This is a genomic window from Pseudomonas sp. OE 28.3, assembly GCF_014268205.2.
Classification (GTDB): domain Bacteria; phylum Pseudomonadota; class Gammaproteobacteria; order Pseudomonadales; family Pseudomonadaceae; genus Aquipseudomonas; species Aquipseudomonas edaphica.
The window spans coordinates 2,138,566-2,162,194 of record NZ_CP077082.1 but is presented as its reverse complement, the minus strand read 5'-3'; the positions used below and the strand labels follow the sequence as shown (position 1 = coordinate 2,162,194).

Annotated in this window: 28 protein-coding genes; 4 read left to right on the top strand and 24 right to left on the bottom strand. The window is 62.6% G+C overall.

The window, feature by feature from the left end:
* Positions 1 to 26: 26 nt before the first annotated feature.
* The 13 genes from phnP to phnC all read right to left on the bottom strand — a co-directional run bounded on the left by phnP (position 27) and on the right by phnC (position 10,467).
* Positions 27 to 776: a phosphonate metabolism protein PhnP gene (phnP, locus tag HU759_RS09870; RefSeq protein WP_177033516.1), complete on the bottom strand. Its 750-nt coding sequence runs from the start codon at positions 774 to 776 to the stop codon at positions 27 to 29.
* Positions 767 to 1,339: a phosphonate metabolism protein/1,5-bisphosphokinase (PRPP-forming) PhnN gene (phnN, locus tag HU759_RS09865; protein WP_170039008.1), complete on the bottom strand. Its 573-nt coding sequence runs from the start codon at positions 1,337 to 1,339 to the stop codon at positions 767 to 769. Before phnN ends, phnP begins: the two co-directional genes overlap by 10 nt.
* Complete coding sequence (locus HU759_RS09860; protein WP_186617332.1) at positions 1,339 to 2,484, bottom strand: alpha-D-ribose 1-methylphosphonate 5-triphosphate diphosphatase; 1,146 nt, start codon at positions 2,482 to 2,484, stop codon at positions 1,339 to 1,341. Before HU759_RS09860 ends, phnN begins: the two co-directional genes overlap by 1 nt.
* Positions 2,474 to 3,196 (bottom strand): phosphonate C-P lyase system protein PhnL, encoded by a 723-nt coding sequence (gene phnL, locus HU759_RS09855; RefSeq protein WP_170039004.1) that lies wholly within the window; start codon positions 3,194 to 3,196, stop codon positions 2,474 to 2,476. Before phnL ends, HU759_RS09860 begins: the two co-directional genes overlap by 11 nt.
* Positions 3,193 to 4,002, bottom strand: coding sequence for a phosphonate C-P lyase system protein PhnK (gene phnK, locus HU759_RS09850; protein ID WP_171045849.1), 810 nt, complete (start codon positions 4,000 to 4,002; stop codon positions 3,193 to 3,195). Before phnK ends, phnL begins: the two co-directional genes overlap by 4 nt.
* On the bottom strand, positions 3,963 to 4,829 hold the full coding sequence (locus tag HU759_RS09845) for an alpha-D-ribose 1-methylphosphonate 5-phosphate C-P-lyase PhnJ (RefSeq protein ID WP_017136213.1): 867 nt from the start codon (positions 4,827 to 4,829) through the stop codon (positions 3,963 to 3,965). Before HU759_RS09845 ends, phnK begins: the two co-directional genes overlap by 40 nt.
* Positions 4,822 to 5,898: a carbon-phosphorus lyase complex subunit PhnI gene (locus HU759_RS09840; protein WP_176991180.1), complete on the bottom strand. Its 1,077-nt coding sequence runs from the start codon at positions 5,896 to 5,898 to the stop codon at positions 4,822 to 4,824. Before HU759_RS09840 ends, HU759_RS09845 begins: the two co-directional genes overlap by 8 nt.
* Positions 5,898 to 6,488, bottom strand: a complete 591-nt coding sequence (gene phnH, locus HU759_RS09835; protein WP_138451751.1) for a phosphonate C-P lyase system protein PhnH — start codon at positions 6,486 to 6,488, stop codon at positions 5,898 to 5,900. The genes HU759_RS09840 and phnH overlap by 1 nt, the downstream gene beginning before the upstream one ends.
* On the bottom strand, positions 6,488 to 6,925 hold the full coding sequence (phnG, locus tag HU759_RS09830; protein ID WP_138451749.1) for a phosphonate C-P lyase system protein PhnG: 438 nt from the start codon (positions 6,923 to 6,925) through the stop codon (positions 6,488 to 6,490). The genes phnH and phnG overlap by 1 nt, the downstream gene beginning before the upstream one ends.
* Before the next feature lie 3 nt (positions 6,926 to 6,928).
* Complete coding sequence (phnF, locus tag HU759_RS09825; RefSeq protein WP_169985717.1) at positions 6,929 to 7,633, bottom strand: phosphonate metabolism transcriptional regulator PhnF; 705 nt, start codon at positions 7,631 to 7,633, stop codon at positions 6,929 to 6,931.
* 36 nt (positions 7,634 to 7,669) lie between these two features.
* Positions 7,670 to 8,452, bottom strand: a complete 783-nt coding sequence (gene phnE / locus HU759_RS09820; protein WP_017136208.1) for a phosphonate ABC transporter, permease protein PhnE — start codon at positions 8,450 to 8,452, stop codon at positions 7,670 to 7,672.
* Between the two features lie 147 nt (positions 8,453 to 8,599).
* Positions 8,600 to 9,601 carry a phosphonate ABC transporter substrate-binding protein gene (gene phnD, locus HU759_RS09815; protein WP_099549047.1) on the bottom strand — a complete coding sequence of 334 codons (1,002 nt, stop codon included), beginning with the start codon at positions 9,599 to 9,601 and terminating at the stop codon, positions 8,600 to 8,602.
* Positions 9,602 to 9,633: 32 nt separating this feature from the next.
* Positions 9,634 to 10,467, bottom strand: coding sequence for a phosphonate ABC transporter ATP-binding protein (gene phnC, locus HU759_RS09810; RefSeq protein ID WP_017136206.1), 834 nt, complete (start codon positions 10,465 to 10,467; stop codon positions 9,634 to 9,636).
* 663 nt (positions 10,468 to 11,130) lie between these two features.
* Here phnC and HU759_RS09805 point away from each other — a divergent pair.
* Entirely contained in the window at positions 11,131 to 11,406 is a 276-nt protein-coding gene (locus tag HU759_RS09805; protein ID WP_138454414.1) for a DUF6124 family protein, read from the top strand.
* Positions 11,407 to 11,437: 31 nt separating this feature from the next.
* Here HU759_RS09805 and HU759_RS09800 read toward each other — a convergent pair whose 3' ends face one another.
* On the bottom strand, positions 11,438 to 12,340 hold the full coding sequence (locus tag HU759_RS09800; RefSeq protein WP_170038997.1) for a LysR family transcriptional regulator: 903 nt from the start codon (positions 12,338 to 12,340) through the stop codon (positions 11,438 to 11,440).
* 110 nt (positions 12,341 to 12,450) lie between these two features.
* Here HU759_RS09800 and HU759_RS09795 point away from each other — a divergent pair, with 110 nt between their 5' ends.
* On the top strand, positions 12,451 to 13,635 hold the full coding sequence (locus HU759_RS09795; RefSeq protein WP_170038995.1) for an MFS transporter: 1,185 nt from the start codon (positions 12,451 to 12,453) through the stop codon (positions 13,633 to 13,635).
* Positions 13,636 to 14,060: 425 nt separating this feature from the next.
* Here the strand turns inward: HU759_RS09795 and HU759_RS09790 are convergent, their stop codons facing one another.
* From HU759_RS09790 to ccmA, 10 genes are all read right to left on the bottom strand, one after another.
* On the bottom strand, positions 14,061 to 14,453 hold the full coding sequence (locus HU759_RS09790) for a hypothetical protein (protein WP_170038993.1): 393 nt from the start codon (positions 14,451 to 14,453) through the stop codon (positions 14,061 to 14,063).
* A gap of 15 nt (positions 14,454 to 14,468) precedes the next feature.
* Positions 14,469 to 15,653 carry a c-type cytochrome biogenesis protein CcmI gene (gene ccmI, locus HU759_RS09785; protein ID WP_099549052.1) on the bottom strand — a complete coding sequence of 395 codons (1,185 nt, stop codon included), beginning with the start codon at positions 15,651 to 15,653 and terminating at the stop codon, positions 14,469 to 14,471.
* Positions 15,646 to 16,119, bottom strand: coding sequence for a cytochrome c-type biogenesis protein (locus HU759_RS09780; RefSeq protein ID WP_017136200.1), 474 nt, complete (start codon positions 16,117 to 16,119; stop codon positions 15,646 to 15,648). The genes ccmI and HU759_RS09780 overlap by 8 nt, the downstream gene beginning before the upstream one ends.
* The gene (locus HU759_RS09775) at positions 16,116 to 16,652 is read right to left on the bottom strand and encodes a DsbE family thiol:disulfide interchange protein (protein ID WP_017136199.1); all 537 of its coding nucleotides are present in this window, start codon (positions 16,650 to 16,652) and stop codon (positions 16,116 to 16,118) included. Before HU759_RS09775 ends, HU759_RS09780 begins: the two co-directional genes overlap by 4 nt.
* Complete coding sequence (locus HU759_RS09770; RefSeq protein ID WP_017136198.1) at positions 16,649 to 18,637, bottom strand: heme lyase CcmF/NrfE family subunit; 1,989 nt, start codon at positions 18,635 to 18,637, stop codon at positions 16,649 to 16,651. Before HU759_RS09770 ends, HU759_RS09775 begins: the two co-directional genes overlap by 4 nt.
* A 3-nt stretch (positions 18,638 to 18,640) precedes the next feature.
* Complete coding sequence (gene ccmE, locus HU759_RS09765; protein WP_017136197.1) at positions 18,641 to 19,096, bottom strand: cytochrome c maturation protein CcmE; 456 nt, start codon at positions 19,094 to 19,096, stop codon at positions 18,641 to 18,643.
* A complete protein-coding gene (gene ccmD / locus HU759_RS09760) occupies positions 19,093 to 19,269 on the bottom strand; it encodes a heme exporter protein CcmD (protein ID WP_017136196.1) in 177 nt (58 codons plus the stop codon). The genes ccmE and ccmD overlap by 4 nt, the downstream gene beginning before the upstream one ends.
* Positions 19,266 to 20,021 carry a heme ABC transporter permease gene (locus HU759_RS09755; protein ID WP_138451783.1) on the bottom strand — a complete coding sequence of 252 codons (756 nt, stop codon included), beginning with the start codon at positions 20,019 to 20,021 and terminating at the stop codon, positions 19,266 to 19,268. Before HU759_RS09755 ends, ccmD begins: the two co-directional genes overlap by 4 nt.
* Before the next feature lie 85 nt (positions 20,022 to 20,106).
* Positions 20,107 to 20,775 carry a heme exporter protein CcmB gene (gene ccmB, locus HU759_RS09750; protein ID WP_014717701.1) on the bottom strand — a complete coding sequence of 223 codons (669 nt, stop codon included), beginning with the start codon at positions 20,773 to 20,775 and terminating at the stop codon, positions 20,107 to 20,109.
* Complete coding sequence (gene ccmA / locus HU759_RS09745; protein ID WP_138451781.1) at positions 20,772 to 21,407, bottom strand: cytochrome c biogenesis heme-transporting ATPase CcmA; 636 nt, start codon at positions 21,405 to 21,407, stop codon at positions 20,772 to 20,774. The genes ccmB and ccmA overlap by 4 nt, the downstream gene beginning before the upstream one ends.
* 200 nt (positions 21,408 to 21,607) lie before the next feature.
* On the opposite strand from ccmA, the gene HU759_RS09740 reads away from it, so the two are divergent.
* Together HU759_RS09740 and HU759_RS09735 are read left to right on the top strand one after the other, a co-directional pair.
* Positions 21,608 to 23,185: a flagellar hook-length control protein FliK gene (locus HU759_RS09740; protein ID WP_170038991.1), complete on the top strand. Its 1,578-nt coding sequence runs from the start codon at positions 21,608 to 21,610 to the stop codon at positions 23,183 to 23,185.
* The gene (locus HU759_RS09735; protein WP_017136191.1) at positions 23,182 to 23,511 is read left to right on the top strand and encodes an EscU/YscU/HrcU family type III secretion system export apparatus switch protein; all 330 of its coding nucleotides are present in this window, start codon (positions 23,182 to 23,184) and stop codon (positions 23,509 to 23,511) included. Before HU759_RS09740 ends, HU759_RS09735 begins: the two co-directional genes overlap by 4 nt.
* The last annotated feature ends 118 nt before the right edge of the window (positions 23,512 to 23,629 follow it).

Sequence of the window (23,629 nt, the reverse complement as noted above, 5' to 3'; positions counted from 1 at the left end):
CCAGCTCCCACAGGGTTATGCGGTGTTCAAATAATCCGGCCATCCCAGGCCACCGTCACATGCCGTGGCAACTCGCGTCGGTGCTCCAGCAGCCACGCATCCAAGGTGTGCCCCACATGGGTCAAAACGCCCAATTTCGCACCCGTCTCCTCAATGCTCTGCAACGCCAACGTCAGGTCATTGTGGTTACGCGGCGCTTGCGGCTGCGGCGGCATGGAGCAGTCGAGTACCAACACGTCCAACGGCTCCCGTTGCAACCAGGCCAACGTGGCCGGCGGCAAACCCACCGTGTCGGTGAGGTAGGCGATGCGCCGCCCCTCGCCTTCCAGCAGATAACCCAAGGTCGGTTTTGAATGTTGCAACGGCAATGCAGTGACGCTCAGCTCACCAAACTGCCGTGTTTCAAACTCGGCAAACGGCTGGCTGAAATCGAGAATGCCCGGATGTTTGTAAAGGTCGGACAAACCCTCCGAGTCGGCGGGGCCGTGTACCGGAATGATCAAGCCCTGGCCCCAGCGCAGGTGCAACAAACCCTGCGCATGATCGGCGTGATAGTGCGTCTGCAAAATCCCGTTGAAGCTGCGTGGCGGGAAGCGTTCGCAGAGGTCGGGCAAGCCGCTGTCGATCAACCAGCGCTGCTCGCCGCACTCGATCAACGCGCTGCACGGGCGGCGGCGCAGGCTGGCATCGCTGCGCGCCAATCCGCACGCCGCGCACTCGCAGCCATACACCGGAACCTGCCGCGCGTCACCGGTGCCCAGTAAAGTCAGGCGCATGCCGTGTGCCCGTGATCGAGGCAGCAGAGCAAGCGCTCGACGGTGTTTTCCAGCGGACCGGAATTGTCGAGTACAAACAATCCGCGGCCATTGCCCGCGATCAAATCAGCAGTAAACCGCGCATTGCGCGCCAGGCGTTCCTCGATATCGGCCTGGGACTCGCGCCCGCGTGCCATCAGGCGCTGGCGCAATACGGCCTGATCCACCGTCAACAGCAATACCAGCAAGCTCGGATAGCGCTCGCGGGTTTGCGCCAGGTGCGCACGCGAACCATTGACCAGCACATCGTCCCCCGCCGCCAGCCATTCGTCGATGGCCTTGGGAATGCCATACCACAAGCCATTGGCCTGCCAACTGAGGGCAAACGCGCCCTCGGCCAGCAGCGCGGCGAACTGTTCCGGGCTCACCCCTTGTGCGGCCTCGCCCACCGCTTCCAGCGAGCGGGTGATCACCCGGCGCACAATGCGGCAGCCGCGCTCGGCCAAGCGCGGGCGTGCGGCATCCAGCAGGCTGTCCTTGCCCGAACCGGATGGCCCGATGAGATAGATCAACCTGCCTGCCATCAAAACACCCTCTTCGCTTGTCGCCAGACTTGTTGCACCACAGGAAGCCCCTCGCAGCGGCGGGCTTGCACCAAATCCGCTCGCAGGCCAATGGCAATTTCACCGCGATCATTGAGGCCCGCCGCTTGTGCAGGCGCCAGGCTGATCATCTTGACGGCCCGCGACAGGTCGCCGCCGTCCTGTTGATCGGCCAGCACAAACGCCGCCTGCAACAGGCTGGCCGGGTAGTAATCACTGGAAAGTATATCCAGCAATCCCTCGGCAGCCAGGCCGGCGGCGGCCACATTACCCGAGTGCGACCCGCCGCGCACCACGTTCGGCGCGCCCATCAGCACTTTCATGTTCAGCGCCTGGCAGCCCTTGGCCGCCTCCAGCGTGGTGGGGAATTCAGCAATGGTCATGCCATAGCCCGCCGACTCCTCCACATGCGCCAGCGTCGCGTCGTCATGGCTGGCCACCGACAGGCCGCGCTCCAGGCAATGCGCAACAATGGCGGCGCGATAGCGGTCGCTGTATTGCTTGGAATTGGCCATTTGCAGCACGATAAACGCGTCCATGGTTTCGTCGTTGAGGTGGTACTTGCCCATGTAGTACTCACGGTACTTGGATTCGAGCACGAACTGTCGCTGGCCCGGCGAATGGTCCATCACCGACACCAGGCGCACCAGCGGGTTTTCCACCAGGTCGCGGAACACGCTGAGGGTGTCCGGGTGGCACAGCTCGCAGCGCAGGTGCAGGTGGTGTTCGGCGCGGGTCAGGCCGGCGTCTTCAGCCTGGGCGATCGCGTCGAGCATCGCCGGCAGCTTTTTCATGCGGTTGCCCTTGGGGTTCACATCGCCGATGGACACCGCGTCGAACACTGTAGTGATCCCCGCCGCGATGATTTGCGCATCATGGCTGAGCACCGCCGAGATCGACGGCCAATCCACGCCTGGGCGCGGGGTCATGTGTTTTTCCAGGTTGTCGGTGTGCAGCTCTACCAGGCCCGGCAGCAGGCAATCGCCGCCCAGGTCCTGAGCCTGGGGCAACTGGCTGCGGCCTTCGGCGATGTCGACAATCTTGCCGTCGCGCAGCACCACCGTGCCCTGGAACATGCGCTCCGCCGTGACGACCTGGGCATGGGTGAGGATCTGTTCAGCGGGCATGGGCGTATTCCTCTTGGGCGACGGGCGATGGGGTCATGTCGAAATGGCGGTCGGCGACCGCTTCACGGGCGGCGCGGTCGTGGAAGATGCCGATCAGCGCCGCGCCGGCGGCCTTGGCTTCGTTCATCAGTTCCAGCACCACTTGGCGGTTGTTGTCGTCCAGGGACGCGGTAGGTTCGTCCAGCAACATCACCGGCCAGGCGACCATGAAGCCCCGGGCGATGTTGACGCGCTGTTGCTCACCACCGGAGAACGTGCCGGGCGCCAGTTGCCACAAGCGCTGCGGGATGTTCAGACGCGTAAGCAACTGTTCGGCGCGGGCTTGCGCATCGGCCTTCGACCAGCCACGCGCCAGGGCCGGCTCCATCACCACGTCCAGGCAGGCCACGCGGGGGATGACACGCAGAAACTGGCTGACGTAACCGAGGGTCTGCTGACGCACCTGAAGAATGTCACGCGGCTCGGCGCCGACCAGCTCCAGCCACTCACCGGCATGCTGCACACGAATACTGCCGCCCGCCGGCAGGTAGTTGCCGTACAGGGTGCGCAGCAAGGTGCTTTTACCCGCGCCGGACTGGCCATGCAGCACCAGGCACTCACCGCCCTGCACACTGAACGCCACACCGCGCAACACGTTAAGCACCACGCCGTGTTGCTGATGCAGGGTGAAGGTTTTCGAGAGGTCACGGACCTCGATCAAGGCATTTGTCATGGCTGCAATACCGAAGACACCAGCAGTTGAGAGTAAGGGTGCTGTGGATCATCGAGGATCTGGTCAGTGAGCCCGGTTTCCACCACATGGGAGCGGCGCATCACCATCAGGCGGTCGGCGAGCAAACGCGCAACGGCCAGGTCGTGGGTGACGATCACCACCGCCAGATCCAGCTCACGTACCAGGCCGCGCAACAGGTCGAGCAGGCGCGCTTGCACCGACACATCCAGGCCGCCGGTGGGTTCATCCATGAATACCAGGCGCGGGCTGGAGACGAGGTTGCGGGCGATTTGCAGGCGCTGCTGCATGCCGCCCGAGAAGGTGCGCGGCAAGTCGTCGATGCGCTGCGGGTCGATTTCCACCTGGCCGAGCCAATCCAGACCGGCGCCGCGCAGTTGCGCGTAGTTGCGCACGCCTTGGGCCATCAGGCGTTCGCCGATGTTGGCACCGGCCGACACGCCCATGCGCAGGCCGTCCCGTGGGTTCTGCTCGACAAAGCCCCACTCGGTGCGCAGCAAGGTGCGGCGCTCGGCTTCACTGGCGCTGTACAAATCCAGCCATTCGCCGTCCTTGCTGCGGTAGCCGATGCTGCCCGCTTGCGGCGGCAAACGCCCGCTCAGCAGCGAGAGCAAGGTGGATTTACCTGAGCCGGATTCGCCGACAATTCCCAGCACTTCGCCAGGGTAAAGATCAAAGCTCACGCCCTGGCAACCCTTCTCCGGGCCGTACAGCAACGACAGGTCACGTACTTGAAGCAAAGGCTGGCTCACTGGTTGTTCTCCTTGACCCGTTGGGCGCAATACCAGGTGTCGGAACACACAAAACTCTGGGTTCCCGCGTCGTCGAGAATCAGCTCATCAAGGAAGGAATCGTGGCTGCCGCAGATGGCGCAGTTGTGTTCCCACTGCTGCACTTCGAACGGATGGTCTTCGAAGTCCAGGCTGGTGACCCGGGTGTACGGCGGCACCGCGTACAGGCGCTTTTCGCGACCGGCGCCGAACAGCATCAACGCCGGGCTCATGTCGAGTTTGGGGTTGTCGAATTTGGGGATCGGCGACGGGTCCATCACGTAGCGCTCATCGACCATCACCGGGTAGGCGTAGCTGGTGGCGATATGGCCGAAGGTGGCGATGTCTTCGTAGAGTTTGACGTGCATCACCCCGTAGTCGTTGAGGGCGTGCATGGTGCGGGTCTCGGTTTCCGAGGGTTCGATAAAGCGCAGCGGCTCGGGGATCGGCACTTGGTAAACCATGATCTGACCGGCCTGCAGCGCCGTTTCCGGGATGCGGTGGCGGGTCTGGATCACGCTGGCGTCGGGCGTCGCTTCAGTGGTGGCAACCCCCGCCGTGCGGGCGAAAAAGCGCCGGATCGACACGGCATTGGTGGTGTCGTCGGCGCCCTGGTCGATCACCTTGAGCACGTCATCATCACCGAGGATCGCGGCGGTCAATTGCATGCCGCCGGTGCCCCAGCCGTAAGGCAATGGCATTTCGCGGCCGCCAAACGGCACTTGGTAACCGGGAATCGCCACGGCCTTGAGCAAGGCGCGGCGGATCATGCGTTTGGTCTGTTCGTCGAGGTAGGCGAAGTTGTACGCCGGGTCGCGCACAGCCGGTAGGGTCAAGTCATTCATGGCGGCTGCCCTCGGCCGGTTGGCGCAGTTTGCGGATCAGTTCCAGCTCGGACTGGAAGTCCACGTAGTGAGGCAATTTGAGGTGCGAGACAAACCCCGCCGCCTCGACGTTGTCGCAATGGGCCAGCACAAACTCTTCGCGCTGGGCCGGTGAGATGATTTCTTCGTTGTATTCCCCGGCGCGCAGCGAGCGGTCGACCAGCGCCATGCCCATGGCCTTGCGCTCCGCATGCCCGAACGCCAGGCCGTAACCACGGGTGAACTGCGCAAGCTCAGTGGCCGAGCCGACAAACTGGTTGACCATCTCGCACTCGGTGACTTCGATGCTGCCCAGGCAGATGGGAAAGCCCAACTCTTCGGGGTCGATCCACACTTCGACGTCGCCGATGCGAATCTCACCGGCAAACGGGTGGTTGCGGCCGTAACCGCGTTGGGTCGAGTAGCCCAGCGCCAGCAGAAAACCCTCGTCGCCACGGGCCAGGGCTTGCAGGCGCTCGGCGCGGCTGGCCGGGTATTCCAACGGGTCGCGGGTGATGTCGGCGACGCTGGCGTTGTCGTCGGCTTCGTGCTTGATCAGGCCTTCTTTGGCAAGCAAACCGAGCACCCGTGGGCAGGCGTCAATCTGCGCGTCCGTCGTGGTCTGCGGGCCTGGGTATTGACCTTCGGCCAGCAGCGAAAAATCCAGCAGGCGGTGGGTGTAGTCGAAGGTCGGGCCGAGCAGTTGGCCGCCGGGCACGTCCTTGAACGTGGCCGACAAACGTCGGCTCAAGCACATCTGCGACGTATCAATCGGCAGGCTCGGGCTGAAGCGCGGCAGCGTGGTGCGGTAGGCGCGCAGCAGGAAGATCGCCTCGACCAAATCCCCTGCTGACTGCTTGATCGCCAGCGCAGCCAGCTCTTCGTCGAACAACGAGCCTTCGGTCATCACCCGCGCCACCGCCAGCGGCAATTGCTCGCGGATTTGCCTCACGCTGAGTTCAGGAATGGCGGTATCGCCCCGACGTTTTTTTGCCAGCAGGCGGTGGGCATTGTCGATGGCCTGTTCGCCACCTTTGACGGCTACGTACATCAGGCGTGCTCCTGTGCAATACGGCTGCTGCGCGGCAGGCCGATCAGGTGGTGGCCGGCGGTGAACACCAGGTCCAGGCCACGCGGGAAAGCTTCACGGCGTTGGCGCTCTTGCCAGAAGGCTTGCGGCACCGGCAGGTTGACCAGGCGCTGGGTTTTGATCCCTGGGCCGCGCCAGTGCAGGCCGCGACCGGATTCCAGGTCGGTAAGCTGCACGAGCAAGGTGCAGGACTGATCCGGGTAACGGTCGTTGCCGTGGTCGAAGCCGCCGAGGTCGAGCAGGTCTTGCTCGCCGAGCAGCGCGAACACCGCGTCTTCGCGTTTATCGGTGAGCGGGCAACCGCAGTGGAAGGCCAGGTTGGCGCGGATCAATGGCGTGTCGAAGCTCGGCGCCAGCCACAGCGGCGTGTCCATATCCAGCAGGGCCAGGCACAGCGCGTAAGTAGCCGGCGCCAGGCCGTCGAGGCGTGGCGCGGACGGCAGATGCTGGATCAAACCGGGTTCGGCCAGCGCCTTGAGGGCCGCACGAAAACCGCGTTGGGCATCCAGCACCGGCTCGACAAACGCCGGTTGCAACAGGTGAGCGTTCATCAGTTTTCTCCTCGCACCAGGGTGAAGAACTCGACCTTGGTGGCAGCGGTGTCAGCTTCTTTTTGCGCACGGCGCTGGGCCTGGGCAGTGGCCAGGGAGGTGATCAAGTCGCTGAGCCACAGGCTCGGTTGCGTGCCTTGCAGATGGGCGTCCGCCAACGCGGCCAACTCGGCATGCAGCTTGTCGCGCCCGGCCAGGTAGCTGTAGCCGGTGCGGCCGTCGGCCAGGCGCACCACGCAGCGGGTCACGCTCATTTCGCCGACGTTGAAGGCTGCGCCGTCACCGCCCATGCGCCCGCGTACCAGGGTCATGCCGATTTCCGGGGCGCGGATCAGTTGGTATTCGGCGTCCTTCAAGGCGGCCTCAAAGGGTTGCAGTTCATTGAGCTGGGCGCGGGCTAATACGCCGATCCAATGTTGTCGCGGGGACACACTCATCATTCAAGTCACCACTTGGTACTGGAAGCGATCCGAACGGCTGGTGGACTGCGCCAGCTCCACCGGGCGGCCATCGCGATCGCAGGAAAGGGTAAACACCGTGAGGGCCGGCAAGTGCCGAGGCATCATCAGCAGCGCGGCTTCATCACGGTTGGGCAAACGCGCACCGATCAGGCTTTGGGTGCGGGTCAGCGGCAGCGCTCGTTCACGCAGGTACTGACGCAGGGAGCCGCCGTTGTAATCAGCCAGCAATGGCGCACGGCTGGCGCAGTAGCGATGACGGATCAGGCTGACGGGCTGGTGATCAAGCTTGCGCAGGGTTTGCAGCTCGATCATCGGGGCCATCTCGGCGATGCCCAAATGCTCGGCTTCGTCGCGGCTGGCGTAGCAATAGCGGCGCTTGAGCAACACCGCCTGCACGCCGACGCCCTGGGCCGACAGCGATTGGCTGTAGGAGGTCTCGGCGCCCATCGAGTAAATCAGCGGGCGGTCGAGCACTTGAGTGCCCTTGCCCTGACGGCGCAACAGGCTGCCTTCAAACACCAACTCGTCGATGGCGCGGCGCAAGGTGTGGCGGTTGACGCCAAAGCGCTCGGCCATGTGCACCTCGCCGGGCAGGAAGTCACCGGCCTGGTAGCTGCTCAATTCACGGCGCAGGATATCCGCGAGTTCGCGGTACACCGGCTCATCTTGTCTAGACAACTGCATGCTTAAAAAAAGCGCCGCGCGGGCACCCCTCAGGCGTCAGATGAACTGCTTGCGCAGGCGTTGGGACAGCACGTCGATACAGCTCACCACCACGATGATCACCAGCAGCACCGCGCAGGTTTGTACGAACTGGAAAGCGCGAATGTTTTCCCAGAGGATCACGCCGATCCCGCCGGCGCCGACCATGCCCACTACGGTTGCCGAACGCACATTGGCTTCGAAGCGGTACAGCGCGTAGCTCACCCACAGCGGCATGACCTGCGGGATCACGCCGTAGATCACCTCCTGCAAAGCACTCGCGCCGGTGGCTCGCACGCCTTCTACCGGGCCGGGGTCGATGGCCTCGACGGCTTCGGCAAACAGCTTGGCGAGCACGCCGGTGGTGCTGATCCACAAGGCCAATACACCGGCAAACGGACCGAGGCCGACGGCGACCACGAACAACATGGCGAAGACCATTTCATTGATGGAGCGGAAGGCATCCATCACGCGGCGCAGCGGTTGGTGGACCCACCACGGGGTGATGTTGTCGGCGCACAAGATGCCCAGCGGCACCGAGCAGACGATGGCCAGCACCGTGCCCCACAGGGCGATTTGTACGGTGACGATCATCTCCTTGAGGTAGGAGCGCCATTCGTGAAAGTCCGGCGGGAAGAAGTCGGCGGCGAAGGTCGCCATGTTTCCGGAATCGCGGTACAGCGCCAGCGGGTTCATCTCGGCGCCGTGCCAGGCCCAGGCCAGCAGGACCAGGAACAGGCCCCAGCCGAGGTATTGCGGCCAGGTGCGCTTGCCGACGGCTTCAGCGTGTAAGGTAGTCATGGGTTCACTCTCAGTTGTTGTGAGGTGTGCTTTCTGTGGCGAGGGAGCTTGCTCCCGTTCGACTGCGAAGCAGTCGCCAGCTATTGGGGTGCTTCGCACCCCAGCGGGAGCAAGCTCCCTCGCCACAAAAGCCGGTTCCTACTGGGGTTAGCCGTTTGCTGCGGTCTTCTTGTCCAGCTCGGAGATGCGCTGTTGCAGCTTGGCCAGGTCAGCATCGATGTCGGCGAGCTTCTTGGCCTTGTCGGCTGCCTCAAGCTTGTTGTCGGCACTGATGGTGGTGCGCTGCTTGAACAGCTCCAGCTGGCGGATCGGCAAGAGCTGGTCGTCGTTGGAGGCGAGGAACTTGCCCAACTGCATGTTCTTCAACACCGCCTTCTCTTCATCGGTGTCGCCGTAGTGGGCGAAGAAATCACGGATCTTGGTTTTCTCGCTGTCCGTCAGCGCCTTGCTCCACACCATCGGGTCGGCCGGAATCAGCGGCGATTTCCAGATCACCTTGAGCATTGCGGCTTTGTCCGGCTGGGTGACTTCCAGGCGGTCCCAGCTTTCGGTGTTGAAGGTGGCCACGTCCAACTGCCCCTTGGCGACGCTGAGTGCGTTGACTTCATGGCTGGAGTTGAGCGTGCGTTTGAACGCGGTGGCGGCATCCACATGGTTCTTGGCGAACACGTAGTAGCCCGGCACCAGGTAGCCCGAGGTGGAGTTCGGGTCACCGTTGCCGAAGGTCAGGTTCTTGGCGTTCTTGAGCATGTCGTCGACGTTGTTGATCGGGCTGTCCTTGCGCACGATCAGCACGCTCCAGTAACCGGCGGCGCCGTTGGCGGCGGCGGTCTGGGCGAAAATCTCGCCGTTGGAACGGTCCACGGCTTCCATCGCCGCCTTGTTGCCCAGCCAGGCCACGTCGACCTTGTTAAAGCGCATGCCCTGGATCAAACCGGCGTAGTCGGAGGCGAAGGTGGCGTTGATGGTCAGGCCTGTTTTCTTGTGCATGTCATCCAAAAACGGCTGCCAGATGCTCTTGAGGTTCTGCGAAGACTCGGTGGACATGATGCCGAAGTTGATGGCTTTGTCGGCAGCCTGGGCAGTGCCCATGGCGGCGCCGGCCAGCAACACCGCAGACAGAAACACTTGGCCGATACGGTTCAACATGGACGGGATTCCTGTGGGTCGTGAGTAGGGTTTCAAGCGCGCGCCATGGCCAGCCGAGGCGTGGCGACGGCTGTGCGGGTGTGGTCGGAAAACATCAGGCTGGTGTCGACGTCGGCACCGTACAAATCGTTGAGGAACTGGCTGCTCATGGCGCTGCCCTGCCCGTCGAAATGAATGCGCCCACCTTTAAGGGCCACGGCACGCGGGCAATAACGCATGGCGTAATCGACTTGATGCAGGGTCACCACCACGGTCTTGCCGTCGCGGCGGTTGATGTCGGCGAGGATCTCCATGACCTTGCGCGCCGACTCCGGGTCCAGCGAGGCAATAGGCTCGTCAGCGAGGATGACTTCGGCGCGCTGGGTCAATGCACGGGCAATCGCCACCCGCTGCTGCTGGCCGCCGGACAAGGTCGAAGCACGCTGCCCGGCCAGGTCGGCCAAGCCCACGCGGGCGAGGGATTCGAGGGCAAAGGCTTTTTCCTCGGCATTGAACAAACCGAGGTTGCCGCGCCAGCGTGGCATGCGGCCCAGGCAGCCGAGCAATACGTTGTCGAGCACGCTCAGGCGGTTGACCAGGTTGAACTGCTGGAAGATGTAGCCGATGTCTGCGCGCAACCGCCGCACCTTGCCATTCAAGCGCCCACTGGCCTGCACCTCCCGGCCCAACACCTTGACGCTGCCACCGTTGCTCTTGTCGCAACAGGCCAGGCCCGCCAAATGGCGCAACAACGTGGACTTGCCGGAACCGGAAGCGCCAATCAGCGCGACCATCTCACCTGCGGCAATGGTGAGTTCGAGGTCGACCAATGCGGACTTCTTCGCAAAGGTCTTGTTCAAGTGATCGACATGGATAGCGTGAGTCATGGGCTTCTCTGTCTGGTTTGAACAGCCACACAAGGGCTGCGGTTGAGTTCAAACGACAGTAGGCGCGGGAGGTGTCAGTGCTATTACTTGCACATGACTGCCGGGCGGCGGTTTGATGAAGGTTTTGTGAAAGGTTGGATGCGACCCTGAGAGGTCTTGTTGTGGCGAGCAGGCTTGCCCTGCGTTTGGCTGCGCAGCAGCCCCAATAAGACCACCGCGCTTATTCAGGCAGAACGCGTCCTCAGGTTTTAGGGCCGCTTCGCAGCCCAACGCAGGGCAAGCCTGCTCGCCACAGGGGATTGGCTTGCCTTAAGGTATTCAGTGTTGACCGATCGTTCCCACGCTCTGCGTGGGAATGCCGCCTGGGACGCTCTGCGTCCCGAAGCAGGCGAAGGTTTGCGCAACGGTGACGCAGAGCGTCACGGGATGCATTCCCACGCAGAGCGTGGGAACGATCGGTAGCCTGCGTATGGCTCTCTCTTCTTAGCAGCCCTCTTGTTAGGACATGCCCTACACAGATTTCGGGTTGCGTCCGAACATAGCTCACCGCTAACCTTCTCGAGTCGTTGCAAAATCAACGACCGGGTGTGGAAGCCCGAATGATCCAGGCGCCTTAGCGCCCACAGAAGTGAGCGCTTTTTTCATAACTCACGGAGTATCCGTATGAAAAAAGTAACGCCTAACCCAATATCGTCTACCCCGGATGAAACCTCACAAGCCACAAAGAACATCATCTTCACCGTCCGCCCCGGCCTCAGTACCGAAGTTGCCTTGAGCAATGCCAGCGAGATGCTGGAATCGGCGACGGTGTGTGCCTATGACTGTGCCGAGCATTTGGACGGTTCAAGCCGCAAACAGGTGCTGGCGGTGGTGCAGATGGTTGAGATTGCGCAGTTGTTGGTGGATCAAGCGCTGAATCGGGAGTGTCCCGTGGCCTGATGGCTGAGGCGATCTAGTGTGGGAGCGTACATCAGGGGATATTTGCGTCACGCACGCGCAGTCGCGGGGTGACGAAATCCAGGAAGGCGCGCACTTTCAACGGCAATGGCGCCTGCCCTTTATGCACCAGGCTGATGGGCAATGCCGCTGATTCATAGGGCTGCAACACCACCTGCAAATCACCCTTTTGCACTGCGTCCGCCACTTGATACGACAGCACTCGAATCACGCCAACACCCAGTGTTGCCGCCGTGATCGCCGCGTCCGCCGTGTTTACCGACAGCCGCGAATGCACGGGCACGGCCTGTTGCGCTTTACCCGCCCCAAACACCCAGGCGCCCACCGAGGACAGCACTTCAAAGGTGATGCAACTGTGGTCCGTCAGCGCCTGCGGCGTGGTCGGTTCGCCATGGGTTTGCAAATACCGAGGGCTGGCACACACCACCCGCCGCACCGTGCCGACTTGCAGCGCCTTGAGCGAACTGTCCGGCAGGTCACCAATGCGCACGGCCACATCGCACTGTTCTTCCATCAGGTGTACTACGCGGTCGGTGAGCATCAGGTTGACGCTGATCTCGGGGTATTGCGCCAGAAACTCCGCCACCACCGGCACGATATGCAGGCGCCCGAACACGATGGGCGCGGTCACCGTGAGCTCGCCTTTGGGAACGGCATATTCGCCGGTGGCGGCCCGTTCGGCTTCGCCGATCTCTTCGAGGATCCGCCGGCACGCCGCCAGATAGGAAGCGCCCACGTCCGTCAGCGACAACTGCCGCGTGGTGCGGTGCAGCAGCCGGGATTTCAGGTGAGCTTCCAGTTCCGCGACTTTACGGCTGACGGTGGCCAGCGGCATGCCCAACTGGCGCGCTGCCGCCGACAGGCTGCCCGCCTCCACCACCGCAACAAACACCGACATCGATTCAAGACGGTTCATAACGCCCTATCATTTTTTGGAAGGATGATTACCGATCCTAGGGGATTATCGATATAAACGCGACTGCGTAAGGTTGGCGACTCATCCCCCAGCGACATGAGGCAAACGCCATGACATCCGAGAATGCACCGCCGCGAGGCAAGATCATCATGATGGCGGTGATCGCCGGCGCGGTGGTCACCAACATTTACTGCACCCAGCCGGTGCTGCCGTTGATCGCCTCGGACATGGGCGTCGCAGTGTCGACGGTCAACCTGGTGGCAGGCGCAGCCTTGCTGGGGTTTGCCACCGGGTTGGCGTTTTTATTGCCCATGGGCGACCGCTTTGACCGGCGCAAGCTGGTACTCGGGCAGATTGCGCTGGCGTTCTGCTTTGCCTTGGCGGCGGCTTTTGCGCCGAGTATCTGGGCGTTGATCGGCGCCTCGTTCGGGCTGGGCGTGGTGTGTTGCGTTCCGCAGCAACTGGTGCCCTTTGCGGCAGTGATGTCGCAGCCCCACGAACGCGGGCGCAATGTGGGCACGGTGGTCAGCGGGATCATGTTGGGGATTTTGCTCGGCCGCACCATCAGTGGTGTGGTCGGTGAGGCGTATGGCTGGCGGGCGGTGTACGCCATGGAGGCGGCGTTCATGATCCCGGTGTGGTTTATCGCGGCGAGGCTACTGCCGGCGGGCGTGCCGAGTACGAACCTGTCCTACCCTCGGCTGCTGGCATCGCTGTGGCCGTTGATGCGCGATAACAGCCCGATTCGGCAATCAATGATGGTGCAGGCGTTGTTGTGGGCGTGCTTCAACGCGTTTTGGGTGAATTTGGCCGGGTTGCTCGCCAATGGACCGTGGCAGCTGGGCAGTGCCTGGGCCGGTGGTTTCGGGATTATCGGCGCAGTGGGTGCGTTCGCAGCGTCGTATGGCGGCCGGGCGGCGGACAAACTGGGTTGTCGCAAGGTGATCGGGGCCAGCGTGGGGATTGTGACCTTGGCGTTTTTGCTGCTGGCGGGGGCGCAGACCTCGCTGATCTTGCTGGTGCTGGGCGTAGTTGTGCTGGATATCGGTGTGCAGGCCGGGTTGGTGGCCAATCAGACGCGGGCGTTTGCGGTGGACCCCAAGGCGCAGGGGCGGATTAACAGTTTGTATATGACCGCGACGTTTGTGGGTGGAGCGGTTGGGGCGACGGTGAGTGGGTGGTTGATGGCGCAGTTTGGTTGGGTGGGGATTGTGGAATTTGGGGTGGTGTTGGGGGTGGTGGCTGGGGTGATTCACTGGCTCGGTGCGCCGCGCCAGGTTCGAGAACTGGCGTAAATCTCAGATCAAATGGAGATCAAAACTGTGGGAGCGGGCTTGCCCGCGATAGCGGTGGACCAGGCAATACCTAGGCAGCAGGTGTACCGCTATCGCAGGCAAGCCAGCTCCCACAGTGGATTGCATTTCAAGTCAGGTAACGCTCGTTCCCACGCTCTGCGTGGGAATGCCGCCTGGGACGCTCTGCGTCCCCAAGTGGGCCTGACGCAGAGCGTCACCGGATGCATTCCTTTGCTGCGCGTGGGAACGATCAAATTCGAACGATCAAAGGGGATCTACTGTGGGAGCTGGCTTGCCTGCGATGGCGGTGGGTCAGTTGGCAGATGGGTAGCTGATACACCGCTATCGCAGGCAAGCCAGCTCCCACAGGGGATTGCGTTTCAAGTCAGGAATAAAAAAGGCGACCTTTCAAAGGTCGCCTTTTGTTATTGCGCGTATTGCTTGCTCAACCCCGGCGGCACGCCATGCACATCGGTGTCTTCCCACGGCCCGTTCGGGCTGATGGAGCGGCTCCAGCCGTTGCTCCAGCGGTAGTAGGTGCGCTGGCGGTAGAAGGTGTCGGGCTGTTCGTCCAATACATACACCTGCATCTTGCCGTCCCAGTGGCTGGCGGCGCCCGGTGGAGGGGCGAAGGTCGGCGACTTGCTTGGCACAGGTTTCGGCGGCGGTGTTACCGGGCCGGAAGGCTTGGTGCTCGGTTGGGTCGACGGGCTAGACGGTGGGATGGTCGGGCCGGTGGGTGCGGGAGGCCGATGGACCGCACAAGCGCTCAGCCCCAATACCAGGCTGAGCAAGGTGATACGTGCAAATGCGGTCATAGGCGTTTCCTCGATTTACTTGTCCGGAGTGTCAATGGTCAGTTGCTGCAGCGCAGTGGTAGTGCTGGCCAAAGGTTGGCTGCGGCCGATCCACTCGCCAGTGGTCGGCTGACCGGCCCGGGATATGCGCGCAACCAGTTGGACTTCGGGGAAGTTCGACAGTTTCAACTGCGGCATCATTGCGTCCGCATCGCCCAGTTCGACGGTGACCGGCAGTTCAGCCACGGTGACACGCTTGGCTGCCAGCGGCGCAGGCGGGCCGTTTACCGCACGGGCGAAGATGAACACGCTGTCGGTGGGCAGGGCTTTGGCCTTTACCTCAGGTGCCAGGTCCACACGGACTTTCATCACGGTTTTTGCCGCGACGGTGCCACCGCTTTCCTTGAGCTTCTCGGCCGCGCGGTCGATACCGCCTTGCAGCGCGACACGGGAGTTGTCTTGCGCTGGCAACTGGGCCAACAGGCGGTTCCAGTAATCGATGGCTTCCTGATAACGCTGGCCTTCAAAGGCGGCGATACCCAGCAGGCCAAGGCTGGTGACTTCTTTGGGGTCGAGCTTCAAGGCTTCATCGGTCAGCGCCTGCACCTTGGGCGACCATTGTTTGTTGTCGGCAAAGTACTGCGCCTGGGCCCATTGGCCGAGCAGTTCGGGCTGGCGACCGGCGAGAGCGACGGTGCGCTCGAAGATTTTCGCGGCATCGGCGGAACGGTCCTGAGCCATGTAAGCGCGACCGAGGAAGTACAAGCCTTCCGCCGAGTCCGGCTGGGCGGCGGCGGCGCGCTCCAGGCGGCGGGTCATGTCTTGCATCGACACCGGCGGCTGGGAGAATTCGCGGGTCAGCTCGACCTTGTCGCTCGCCCCGTAATGCAGGTACAGCGCAACGCCCAGGACCGGCACGAGAAACGCCGCCAACAACGGCAGTGGTTTGCCCAGGCGCGATTCACGCGGCTTTTCCACGCCTTCGGTATCAGCCAGCAACTCACGCGCAGCCTCGGCGCGGCCGGTGTCGAGCTGGGCGGCATTCAGCACGCCTTCGTCCTGCTGCACTTGCAGCTCGGCTACGCGTTCCTGGTAGAGCGCCACGTTCAGTGCGGTGCGGTCCTCTTCACGCTGGGCACGGCGGCCGCGCAGTACAGGGATCAACAGAAAACTCAGGGCAATCAGGAGCAGCAACCCTGCTGCGAGCCAAAAATCAATCATCAGTCTTGGTGTCCAGCAATTGGTCGAGGCGTTTGCGTTCATCCGGGGAGAGCGCATCGGAACCATCAGTAGGCGCAGCGCGGCGACGGCGCACGATCACGGCCATCACCACCACGCCGGCCAGCAACAGCCCAGCGGGGCCGAACCAGAGCAACGCAGTCTTGCCGGTAAGGGCCGGTTTGTAGCGCACGAAATCACCGTAGCGGTCGACCATGAAGTCGATGATCTGCTGGTTGTCCTTGCCCTCCCCCAGCATGCGGAAAATCTCTTTGCGCAGGTCGGCGGCGATCGGGGCGTTGGAGTCGGCGATGTCCTGGTTCTGGCACTTGGGGCAGCGCAGTTCCTTGGTCAATTCGCGAAAACGCTCACGGTCACCGTCCTTGGCGAACTCGTAGGTGTCGATGGCCGCATGGGCGACGCCAACCAGTCCAAGTGCAAGAACCGCAGCGGCTAACAGACGCTTCATGGCTTGGCCTCATCGACCAGTGCCTGGTACTTGGCGGCCAGTTGCTCGCGCCAGACCACTTCGTCGATCACGCCAACATACTTGTCGCGGATCACGCCTTTGGCATCGATGAAGAAGGTTTCCGGCGCGCCGTATACACCGAGGTTGAGACCGAGGTTGCCGTCCTCATCGCGGATATCCAACTGGTAGGGGTTATGGAACTCGGCCAGCCACTTCAAGGCGGCAGCATTGTCGTCCTTGTAGTTGATGCCGTAGATCACCACGCCCTGCTCGGCCAGTTTGTTCAGTACCGGGTGTTCAACGCGGCAGGAAATGCACCAGGTGCCCCACACATTGACCAGCGCCGGTTTACCCAGCAGGTCGGCCTGGGTCAGGGTTTTGTCGCCCTGCACGGTCTTCAGGCTGAACGCAGGGAAGGGTTTACCGATCATCGCCGAGGGCAACTCGGCCGGATCGAGGTACAAGCCGCGATACAAGAACACTGCCATCACCAGAAAGGCCGCCAGCGGCAACACCATCAACCAACGCTTCATGCCGCCGCTCCTTGCAGGCCGAGGGCTTCACGCACACGGCTTTTGACCTTGACGCGATAACGCCGGTCCAGCGCGGCCAGCAACCCGCCGAAACCGGTGAGCAAACCGCCGAACCAGATCCAGCGCACAAACGGTTTGACGTGCACGCGCACCGCCCAGGCGCCGTCGCCCAGCGGCTCACCCAATGCCACATAGAGGTCACGGGTGAAACCGGCGTCGATACCCGCTTCGGTCATCATCGAGCTTTGCACGGTGTACAGGCGTTTCTCCGGGTGCAGCACCGCCACTTCCTTGCCGTTGCGCACGACACGAACAGTGCCTTTGTCGGACGTGAAGTTCGGGCCTTCGAAGTGCTTGGCGCCTTCGAAAATGAAGTGGTAACCGGCCAGGTCCATGGACTCACCCGGCGCCAGGCGCAGGTCGCGCTCAGCGCTGTTCTGGCTGGACAGCACCACGCCGAGGGCGCACACGGCGATGCCGATGTGGGCGACTTGCATGCCCCAGTAGCTGCGGGTCAACGTCGGCAAGCCTTTGATCAGGCCTTTGTGACGGGTCTTGTCGAAAATATCGCGAACGCCGGCCAGCAATACCCAGGCAGCCAGCAGGAAAGTGGCGAGCACCGCCCAATTGAAATCGCCGTAGGCGAACCCGGCGATCACTGCCAGGGCCACGCTGCCCAGCAGCACCGGCATCAGCATGCCGGCCAGCCATTTGACCGGCGTGTCTTTCCAGCGCACCAGCACACCAACGGCCATGACCACCATCAACAGGCCCATCAACGGGATAAACAACGCGTTGAAGTACGGCGGCCCGACGGACAGCTTGGCGCCGCTCAAAGCGTCCAGCACCAAGGGGTACAGGGTGCCGAGCAGGATCATCGACGCGGCCACCACCAGCACCAGGTTATTGCCCAGCAGCAGGGTTTCCCGCGACCACAGGTTAAAGCCGACCTGGCTCTTGACCACGGGTGCGCGCAACGCAAACAGGGTCAGCGAGCCACCGACTACAAACAGCAGGAAGATCAGGATGAACACGCCGCGCTCCGGGTCGGACGCAAACGCATGCACCGAGGTCAACACGCCCGAACGCACCAGGAAAGTACCCAGCAGGCTGAGGGAAAACGCGGCGATGGCCAGCAACACGGTCCAGCTTTTGAACACGCCGCGTTTTTCGGTGACGGCCAGCGAGTGAATCAGCGCGGTGCCCACCAGCCAGGGCATGAACGAGGCGTTTTCCACCGGGTCCCAGAACCACCAGCCGCCCCAGCCGAGTTCGTAGTAGGCCCACCACGAACCGAGGGTGATACCGATACCGAGGAACGCCCAGGCCACAATGGTCCATGGCCGCGACCAGCGCGCCCAGGCCGCATCGAGGCGCCCGCCGAGCAAGGCGGCGATGGCAAACGCAAAGGCCACGGAGAAACCGACGTAGCCCATGTAGAGCATCGGCGGGTGCACGATCAGGCCGATGTCTTGCAACAACGGGTTGAGGTCATGCCCATCCATCGGGATCTGCGGCAGGATGCGCGTGAACGGGTTGGAGGTCATGATCAAAAACAGCAGGAAGCCGATGCTGATCATGCCCATCACCGCCAACACGCGGGCCAGCATGACCTGCGGCAGTTGGCGCGAGAACACCGATACGGCAAAGGTCCAGCCGCCAAGGATCAAGGCCCACAGCAGCAACGAACCTTCGTGGGCGCCCCACACGGCGCTGAACTTGTAGTACCACGGCAGCGCGCTGTTGGAGTTATTGGCGACATAGGCGACGGAAAAGTCGTCGGTCATAAAGGCGTAGGTCAGGCAGCCAAACGCGAACACCAAAAAGGCAAACTGGCCCCAGGCGGCCGGCTGCGCCAGGCTCATCCACAGGCGGTCGCCGCGCCAGGCGCCGAGCAACGGCACCACGGCCTGGACGATGGCGAAGCACAGGGCGAGGATCATCGCCAACTGGCCCAGCTCCGGAATAAACAGTGCGGACGTCATGGCTTAGCCCTCCTTGGCAGGTGCTGGGGCCGATTGGCCGCTGTCTTTCAACGCCTTGGTCACTTCCGGCGGCATGTACTTCTCATCGTGCTTGGCGAGTACTTCATCGGCCACCACCACGCCGTCGGCGTTGAGCTTGCCCAGGGCGACGATGCCCTGGCCTTCACGGAACAGGTCCGGGAGGATGCCGCGATAGGTGATGGTCACGGCTTTGTTGAAGTCGGTGACCACAAAGGTCACGTCAAGGGAATCACCGGAACGCTTCAAGGAGCCCTTCTCGACCATGCCGCCGGCGCGGATGCGCGTGTCGACAGGCGCTTCGCCATTGGCGATCTGGGTCGGGGTGTAGAACAGGTTGATGTTCTGCTGCAAGGCGCTCAGGGCCAGGGTCACGGCAATGCCGACGCCGGCCATGATGGCGAGGATGATCAACAGACGCTTTCTACGCAGCGGATTCACTTATCGGTCTCCCGGCGCAAACGACGCGCCTCTTGTTGCAGGTAACGCTTGCGGGCCAGGATCGGCGCGGCAACGTTGAGGGCCAGCACTGCCAGGCAGATGCCATAGGCCGTCCAGACATACAGGCCGTGATGGCCCATGGCGAGAAATTCACTGAACGAGTTGAAGTTCATCCGCGCGCTTCCAGGCTGTTTTGCACTTCGGTCTTGACCCAACTGGTGCGGGCTTCACGTTTGAGCACTTCGAGGCGCATGCGCATCAGCAGCACGGCGCCGAAGAAGCAGTAGAACCCCAGCACCATCAGCAGCAGCGGCGCCCACATTTCCACGGGCATCGCCGGTTTTTCGGTGAGGGTGAAGGTGGCGCCCTGGTGCAGAGTGTTCCACCACTCCACCGAGTATTTGATGATCGGGATGTTGATTACGCCGACAATCGCCAGCACCGCACAGGCCTTGGCCGCGCTGTCGCGGTTGCTGATGGCATTGCCCAGGGCGATGAGGCCGAAGTACAGGAACAGCAGGATCAGCATGGAGGTCAGTCGCGCATCCCACACCCACCACGAACCCCAGGTGGGTTTGCCCCAGATCGCGCCGGTGACCAGCGCCACGGCGGTCATCCAGGCGCCGATGGGCGCGGCGCATTGCAGGGCCACGTCGGCCAGTTTCATCTTCCACACCAGCCCGACGATGCCGCACACCGCCAGCATCACATAGCAGGACTGGGCCAGCATGGCGGCGGGCACGTGGATATAGATGATGCGAAAGCTGTTGCCTTGCTGGTAGTCCGGCGGCGCGAAGGCCAGGCCCCAGACCAGGCCGATGCCGATCAGCAAAATGGCGGCGATGCTCAACCACGGCAGCAATTTGCCGCTGATGCCGTAAAACCATTTGGGCGAGCCGAGCTTGTGAAACCAGGTCCAGTTCATTGCTGTTTCCATCACGGTGGCTGTGCGTCATTGCGCAAAGCTCAGGGTCTTTACTGGCCAAGGCATAACACTTGGCCAGACCTCATTATTCGCCGACGCTGATCTTCAGGCCAGCCGCTATAGCAAAGGGTGTCAGGGTTACCGCCAGGGCGGTCAGGCTGCCAAGCCACAGGAGGTAACCGGTCGCCGGCATGCCCATGAGCGCGGCCTGCAAGGCGCCGCTGCCCAGGATCAACACCGGGATGTACAAAGGCAGAATCAGCAGGGCCAGCAACAGGCCACCCCGCTTCAAACCGACGGTCAACGCTGCGCCCACCGCCCCCAACAGGCTGAGCACCGGCGTACCGAGTAACAAGGACAGGAGCAACACCGGCAGGCACTCAACGGGCAAGCCGAGCATCATCGCCAGCAGCGGCGAGAGCAATACTAGCGCCAAGCCGGAAAAAACCCAGTGTGCCAGCACCTTGGCCAGTACCAGAAGTGGCAAGGGGTGCGACGAAAGGACCCACTGTTCGAGGGAACCGTCTTCAAAATCACTGCGAAACAGCCCGTCCAGCGAGAGCAGCACCGATAAAAGCGCGGCCACCCACACCAGTCCCGGGGACAAGGTTTGCAACAGTTTAGTCTCGGGGCCGACTGCCAGCGGGAACAGCGCGATGACGATGGCGAAAAATACCAAGGGATTGGCCAATTCAGCCGGGCGACGGCACAACAGGCGGGCTTCACGGGCGACTAACAGCGCGAACACACTCATGCCGACCACCGCCCTAAATCCAGGTCGCGGTAACCGGCGGGCCTGCGCGCCAGCGTGTGGTGGGTGGTGAGCAGCACCAGGCCACCCTGTTCACAGTGCTGTGCCAGGTGTTCTTCGAGTTGGGCGACGCCCTGCTTGTCGAGGGCGGTGAAGGGTTCGTCGAGAATCCACAGCGGCGGGCCAGGCAGATACAAACGTGCCAGCGCCACGCGGCGCTGCTGGCCGGCGGACAAGGTGTGGCAAGGGACATCTTCGAAGCCTTTAAGGCCAACAGCGGCCAAGGCTTGCCAGATGGCATCGCGGGGCGCCGGATGATGCAGGGCGCTGAGCCAGCTGAGGTTTTCTTCCGGCGTGAGCACGTCCTTGATGCCGGCGGCGTGGCCGATCCAGATCAGGTTGCGCGCAAGCTCGGTGCGTTGTTCGTTGAGGGGCTTGCCGTTGAGTCGAACCTCACCGGCCGTCGGCTGCATCAACCCGGCCAGCAGGCGCAGCAAACTGGTCTTGCCGCTGCCATTGGGGCCGCTGATCTGCACCATGTCGCCGCCCGCCAGCCGCAGTTCGAGGTGCTCGAACAGCAGGCGCAGGTCGCGTTCACAGGCAAGCGCTACGGCTTCTAGAAGAGGGCTGGTCAAAAGATCGCGGGCCTTTACGGTTCAAGTCGGCGGTGCAGCGGCCGTTATAGAGAAGTGCACAATAACGGCTTTGGCGACCGATTTTAGAGAGCTGGATCAAATAGTTGTGAGGTTTTTACCGCTCTCTTTGCAGACGGGCGGCATTATACATGTGATGCCCTACTCTAAAGAGGGCAATTTCCCCAGAGACGACGCGCACGATGACCGGTGAGATCAACCTTCCTACGCTGCCGCCAGCACCGACGCCCGGGCCTGCCCCGCTGCCGCCGACCGGCGAGTTGTTGAAACTGCTGGAGCCGCAGACCGGCCTGATCGACCCTGGCAAAACCGCGAACGCCGAGGTGATAGCGCTTAAACAAGGCGGCGATGCATTTCAGCTGTTGCTCAAGTTGACCCTCGAAAGCGGCCGCCAGACATTGGTACAGGCCAGCAGCGCCCAGCCGTTGCCGCTGGGCAGCAACGTGGCGGTGAGCCAGACGCCGACCGGCAACCTGACCATCACCTTGCAGCAAGCCCTGAGCGCCAATGTGGCCGCCCTGACCCGCATCGACACCACGCAACTGCCGGTGGGCACGCTGTTGCAGGCCAAGGTGCTGACCACCCAGATGCTGCCGCAAGGCACCGCGCAACCGGCGATCTATCGCTCATTGGTCAGCGTACTCAATAACGCCCTGGCCGGCACCACGTTGAGTCTGGAAAGCCCGCAGCCGCTGCGGGTCGGCAGCTTGCTCAGCGCCGTGGTGCAAAATGCGCAAACCCTGAATTTCGTGCCGTTGAGCGGGCTGAAGGATCAACTGGCCGTGGCGCAACAGCTGTCGACCCAGCAAAGTCGACAAGGCTCGCTGGATGTGCTGTTCAACGCGCTGCAAAGCCTGCCTACCGATGACACCACCTCCAGCGACCTGCGCGCCGCCGCCGCGCGCTTGCTCAACGCCCTGCCCGACCTGGCTCAAGTCAGCAACCCCAAGGTGCTGGCGCAGTTGGTACAAAGTAGCGGCGTGTTTCTTGAAGCCAAACTGCTGGCCGGGCAAGACCCGCAAGTGCCACCGCTGGACATGAAAGGCAGCCTGCTGCGGCTGGTCGCCGAACTGCTGCCCGCCCTGCCCGCCGCCACTAATCTGAACGCCATCCTCGCCGCCAATACCCTGGCCCAGGTACTGCCCAACTTCGTGCGCAACCCGCTCAGCACCCTCGGCCAGATCGGCGCACGACAAGCCCCGGCGGGCTTTCCGCTGCCGGACCGGCTGATGGCCAAACTTGCAGGCGAAGGCGACCTGGAAAACCTGCTGCGCCTGGCCGCCGGGGCCATTTCCCGGCTGCAAAGCCACCAGTTATCGAGCCTGGAGCAAACCGGCACTACCGCCGATGGCCGCCTGCAAACCACTTGGCAGCTGGAAATCCCCATGCGCACCTTGCAGGACATTGTGCCGTTGCAGGTCAAGTTCCAGCGTGAAGAACCGCCGCCGGACAAGGACCAACCGGAGCGCAAGGAAAAGAAAGACCCCAAGCAAATGCTCTGGCGCGTCGAGCTGGCCTTCGACATGGAGCCGCTGGGGCCGTTGCAGGTGCAGGCGCAACTGACCCAGGGCAAATTGTCCAGCCAGCTGTGGGCCTCGCGCCCGTTTACCGCCAGCCTGATCGAAAGCCATTTGGGCAGCTTGCGCGAGCGCCTGGTGACCTCGGGCATCAATGTCGGCGACCTGGACTGCCACCTCGGTACGCCGCCACGTGGGCCACGAACCGGATTGGAGCAACGCTGGGTGGATGAAACCGCATGAAAAACTCCCTTCCGCCACGCCAGGCGATTGCCCTCAAGTACGACGGCCAGCAAGCGCCAACCCTGACGGCCAAGGGCGACGATGCCCTGGCCGAAGCCATTTTGAAGTTGGCGCGGGAAAATGAAGTGCCGATCTATGAGAATGCCGAGCTAGTGAAACTGCTGGCGCGCATGGAATTGGGCGACAGCATCCCGGAGGAGCTGTACCGCACGGTGGCCGAGATTATTGCGTTTGCGTGGACGCTCAAGGGCAAATTCCCGGTGGGCTATGACCCGAATGCCGAGCCGATGGAGCGGGATGTGACTGCGCGTGGGGATGATTACTAGCTACACGCAAATCCAAATGTGGGAGCTGGCTTGCCTGCGATGGCATCAACCGGGTGTACCTGACACTCCGAGGTGTCTGCATCGCAGGCAAGCCAGCTCCCACAGTCGGTCTCTATTG

Excerpts from the sequence above, each read along its gene's own strand:
- phnC (WP_017136206.1), bottom strand. The coding sequence starts at position 10,467 with ATGACTCACGCTATCCATGTCGATCACTTGAACAAGACCTTTGCGAAG.
- phnE (WP_017136208.1), bottom strand. The coding sequence starts at position 8,452 with ATGACTACCTTACACGCTGAAGCCGTCGGCAAGCGCACCTGGCCGCAA.
- HU759_RS09775 (WP_017136199.1), bottom strand. The coding sequence starts at position 16,652 with ATGAAGCGTTGGTTGATGGTGTTGCCGCTGGCGGCCTTTCTGGTGATG.
- HU759_RS09860 (WP_186617332.1), bottom strand. The coding sequence starts at position 2,484 with ATGCCCGCTGAACAGATCCTCACCCATGCCCAGGTCGTCACGGCGGAG.
- ccmI (WP_099549052.1), bottom strand. The coding sequence starts at position 15,653 with ATGATTGATTTTTGGCTCGCAGCAGGGTTGCTGCTCCTGATTGCCCTG.
- HU759_RS09795 (WP_170038995.1), top strand. The coding sequence starts at position 12,451 with ATGACATCCGAGAATGCACCGCCGCGAGGCAAGATCATCATGATGGCG.
- HU759_RS09800 (WP_170038997.1), bottom strand. The coding sequence starts at position 12,340 with ATGAACCGTCTTGAATCGATGTCGGTGTTTGTTGCGGTGGTGGAGGCG.
- phnH (WP_138451751.1), bottom strand. The coding sequence starts at position 6,488 with ATGAACGCTCACCTGTTGCAACCGGCGTTTGTCGAGCCGGTGCTGGAT.
- ccmB (WP_014717701.1), bottom strand. The coding sequence starts at position 20,775 with ATGAGTGTGTTCGCGCTGTTAGTCGCCCGTGAAGCCCGCCTGTTGTGC.
- phnL (WP_170039004.1), bottom strand. The coding sequence starts at position 3,196 with ATGACAAATGCCTTGATCGAGGTCCGTGACCTCTCGAAAACCTTCACC.
- phnF (WP_169985717.1), bottom strand. The coding sequence starts at position 7,633 with ATGCAGTTGTCTAGACAAGATGAGCCGGTGTACCGCGAACTCGCGGAT.
- HU759_RS09845 (WP_017136213.1), bottom strand. The coding sequence starts at position 4,829 with ATGAATGACTTGACCCTACCGGCTGTGCGCGACCCGGCGTACAACTTC.
- phnP (WP_177033516.1), bottom strand. The coding sequence starts at position 776 with ATGCGCCTGACTTTACTGGGCACCGGTGACGCGCGGCAGGTTCCGGTG.
- phnG (WP_138451749.1), bottom strand. The coding sequence starts at position 6,925 with ATGAGTGTGTCCCCGCGACAACATTGGATCGGCGTATTAGCCCGCGCC.
- HU759_RS09770 (WP_017136198.1), bottom strand. The coding sequence starts at position 18,637 with ATGACGTCCGCACTGTTTATTCCGGAGCTGGGCCAGTTGGCGATGATC.
- ccmD (WP_017136196.1), bottom strand. The coding sequence starts at position 19,269 with ATGAACTTCAACTCGTTCAGTGAATTTCTCGCCATGGGCCATCACGGC.
- HU759_RS09840 (WP_176991180.1), bottom strand. The coding sequence starts at position 5,898 with ATGTACGTAGCCGTCAAAGGTGGCGAACAGGCCATCGACAATGCCCAC.
- HU759_RS09780 (WP_017136200.1), bottom strand. The coding sequence starts at position 16,119 with ATGAAGCGTCTGTTAGCCGCTGCGGTTCTTGCACTTGGACTGGTTGGC.
- HU759_RS09790 (WP_170038993.1), bottom strand. The coding sequence starts at position 14,453 with ATGACCGCATTTGCACGTATCACCTTGCTCAGCCTGGTATTGGGGCTG.
- HU759_RS09805 (WP_138454414.1), top strand. The coding sequence starts at position 11,131 with ATGAAAAAAGTAACGCCTAACCCAATATCGTCTACCCCGGATGAAACC.
- phnD (WP_099549047.1), bottom strand. The coding sequence starts at position 9,601 with ATGTTGAACCGTATCGGCCAAGTGTTTCTGTCTGCGGTGTTGCTGGCC.
- phnN (WP_170039008.1), bottom strand. The coding sequence starts at position 1,339 with ATGGCAGGCAGGTTGATCTATCTCATCGGGCCATCCGGTTCGGGCAAG.
- HU759_RS09735 (WP_017136191.1), top strand. The coding sequence starts at position 23,182 with ATGAAAAACTCCCTTCCGCCACGCCAGGCGATTGCCCTCAAGTACGAC.
- HU759_RS09740 (WP_170038991.1), top strand. The coding sequence starts at position 21,608 with ATGACCGGTGAGATCAACCTTCCTACGCTGCCGCCAGCACCGACGCCC.
- HU759_RS09755 (WP_138451783.1), bottom strand. The coding sequence starts at position 20,021 with ATGAACTGGACCTGGTTTCACAAGCTCGGCTCGCCCAAATGGTTTTAC.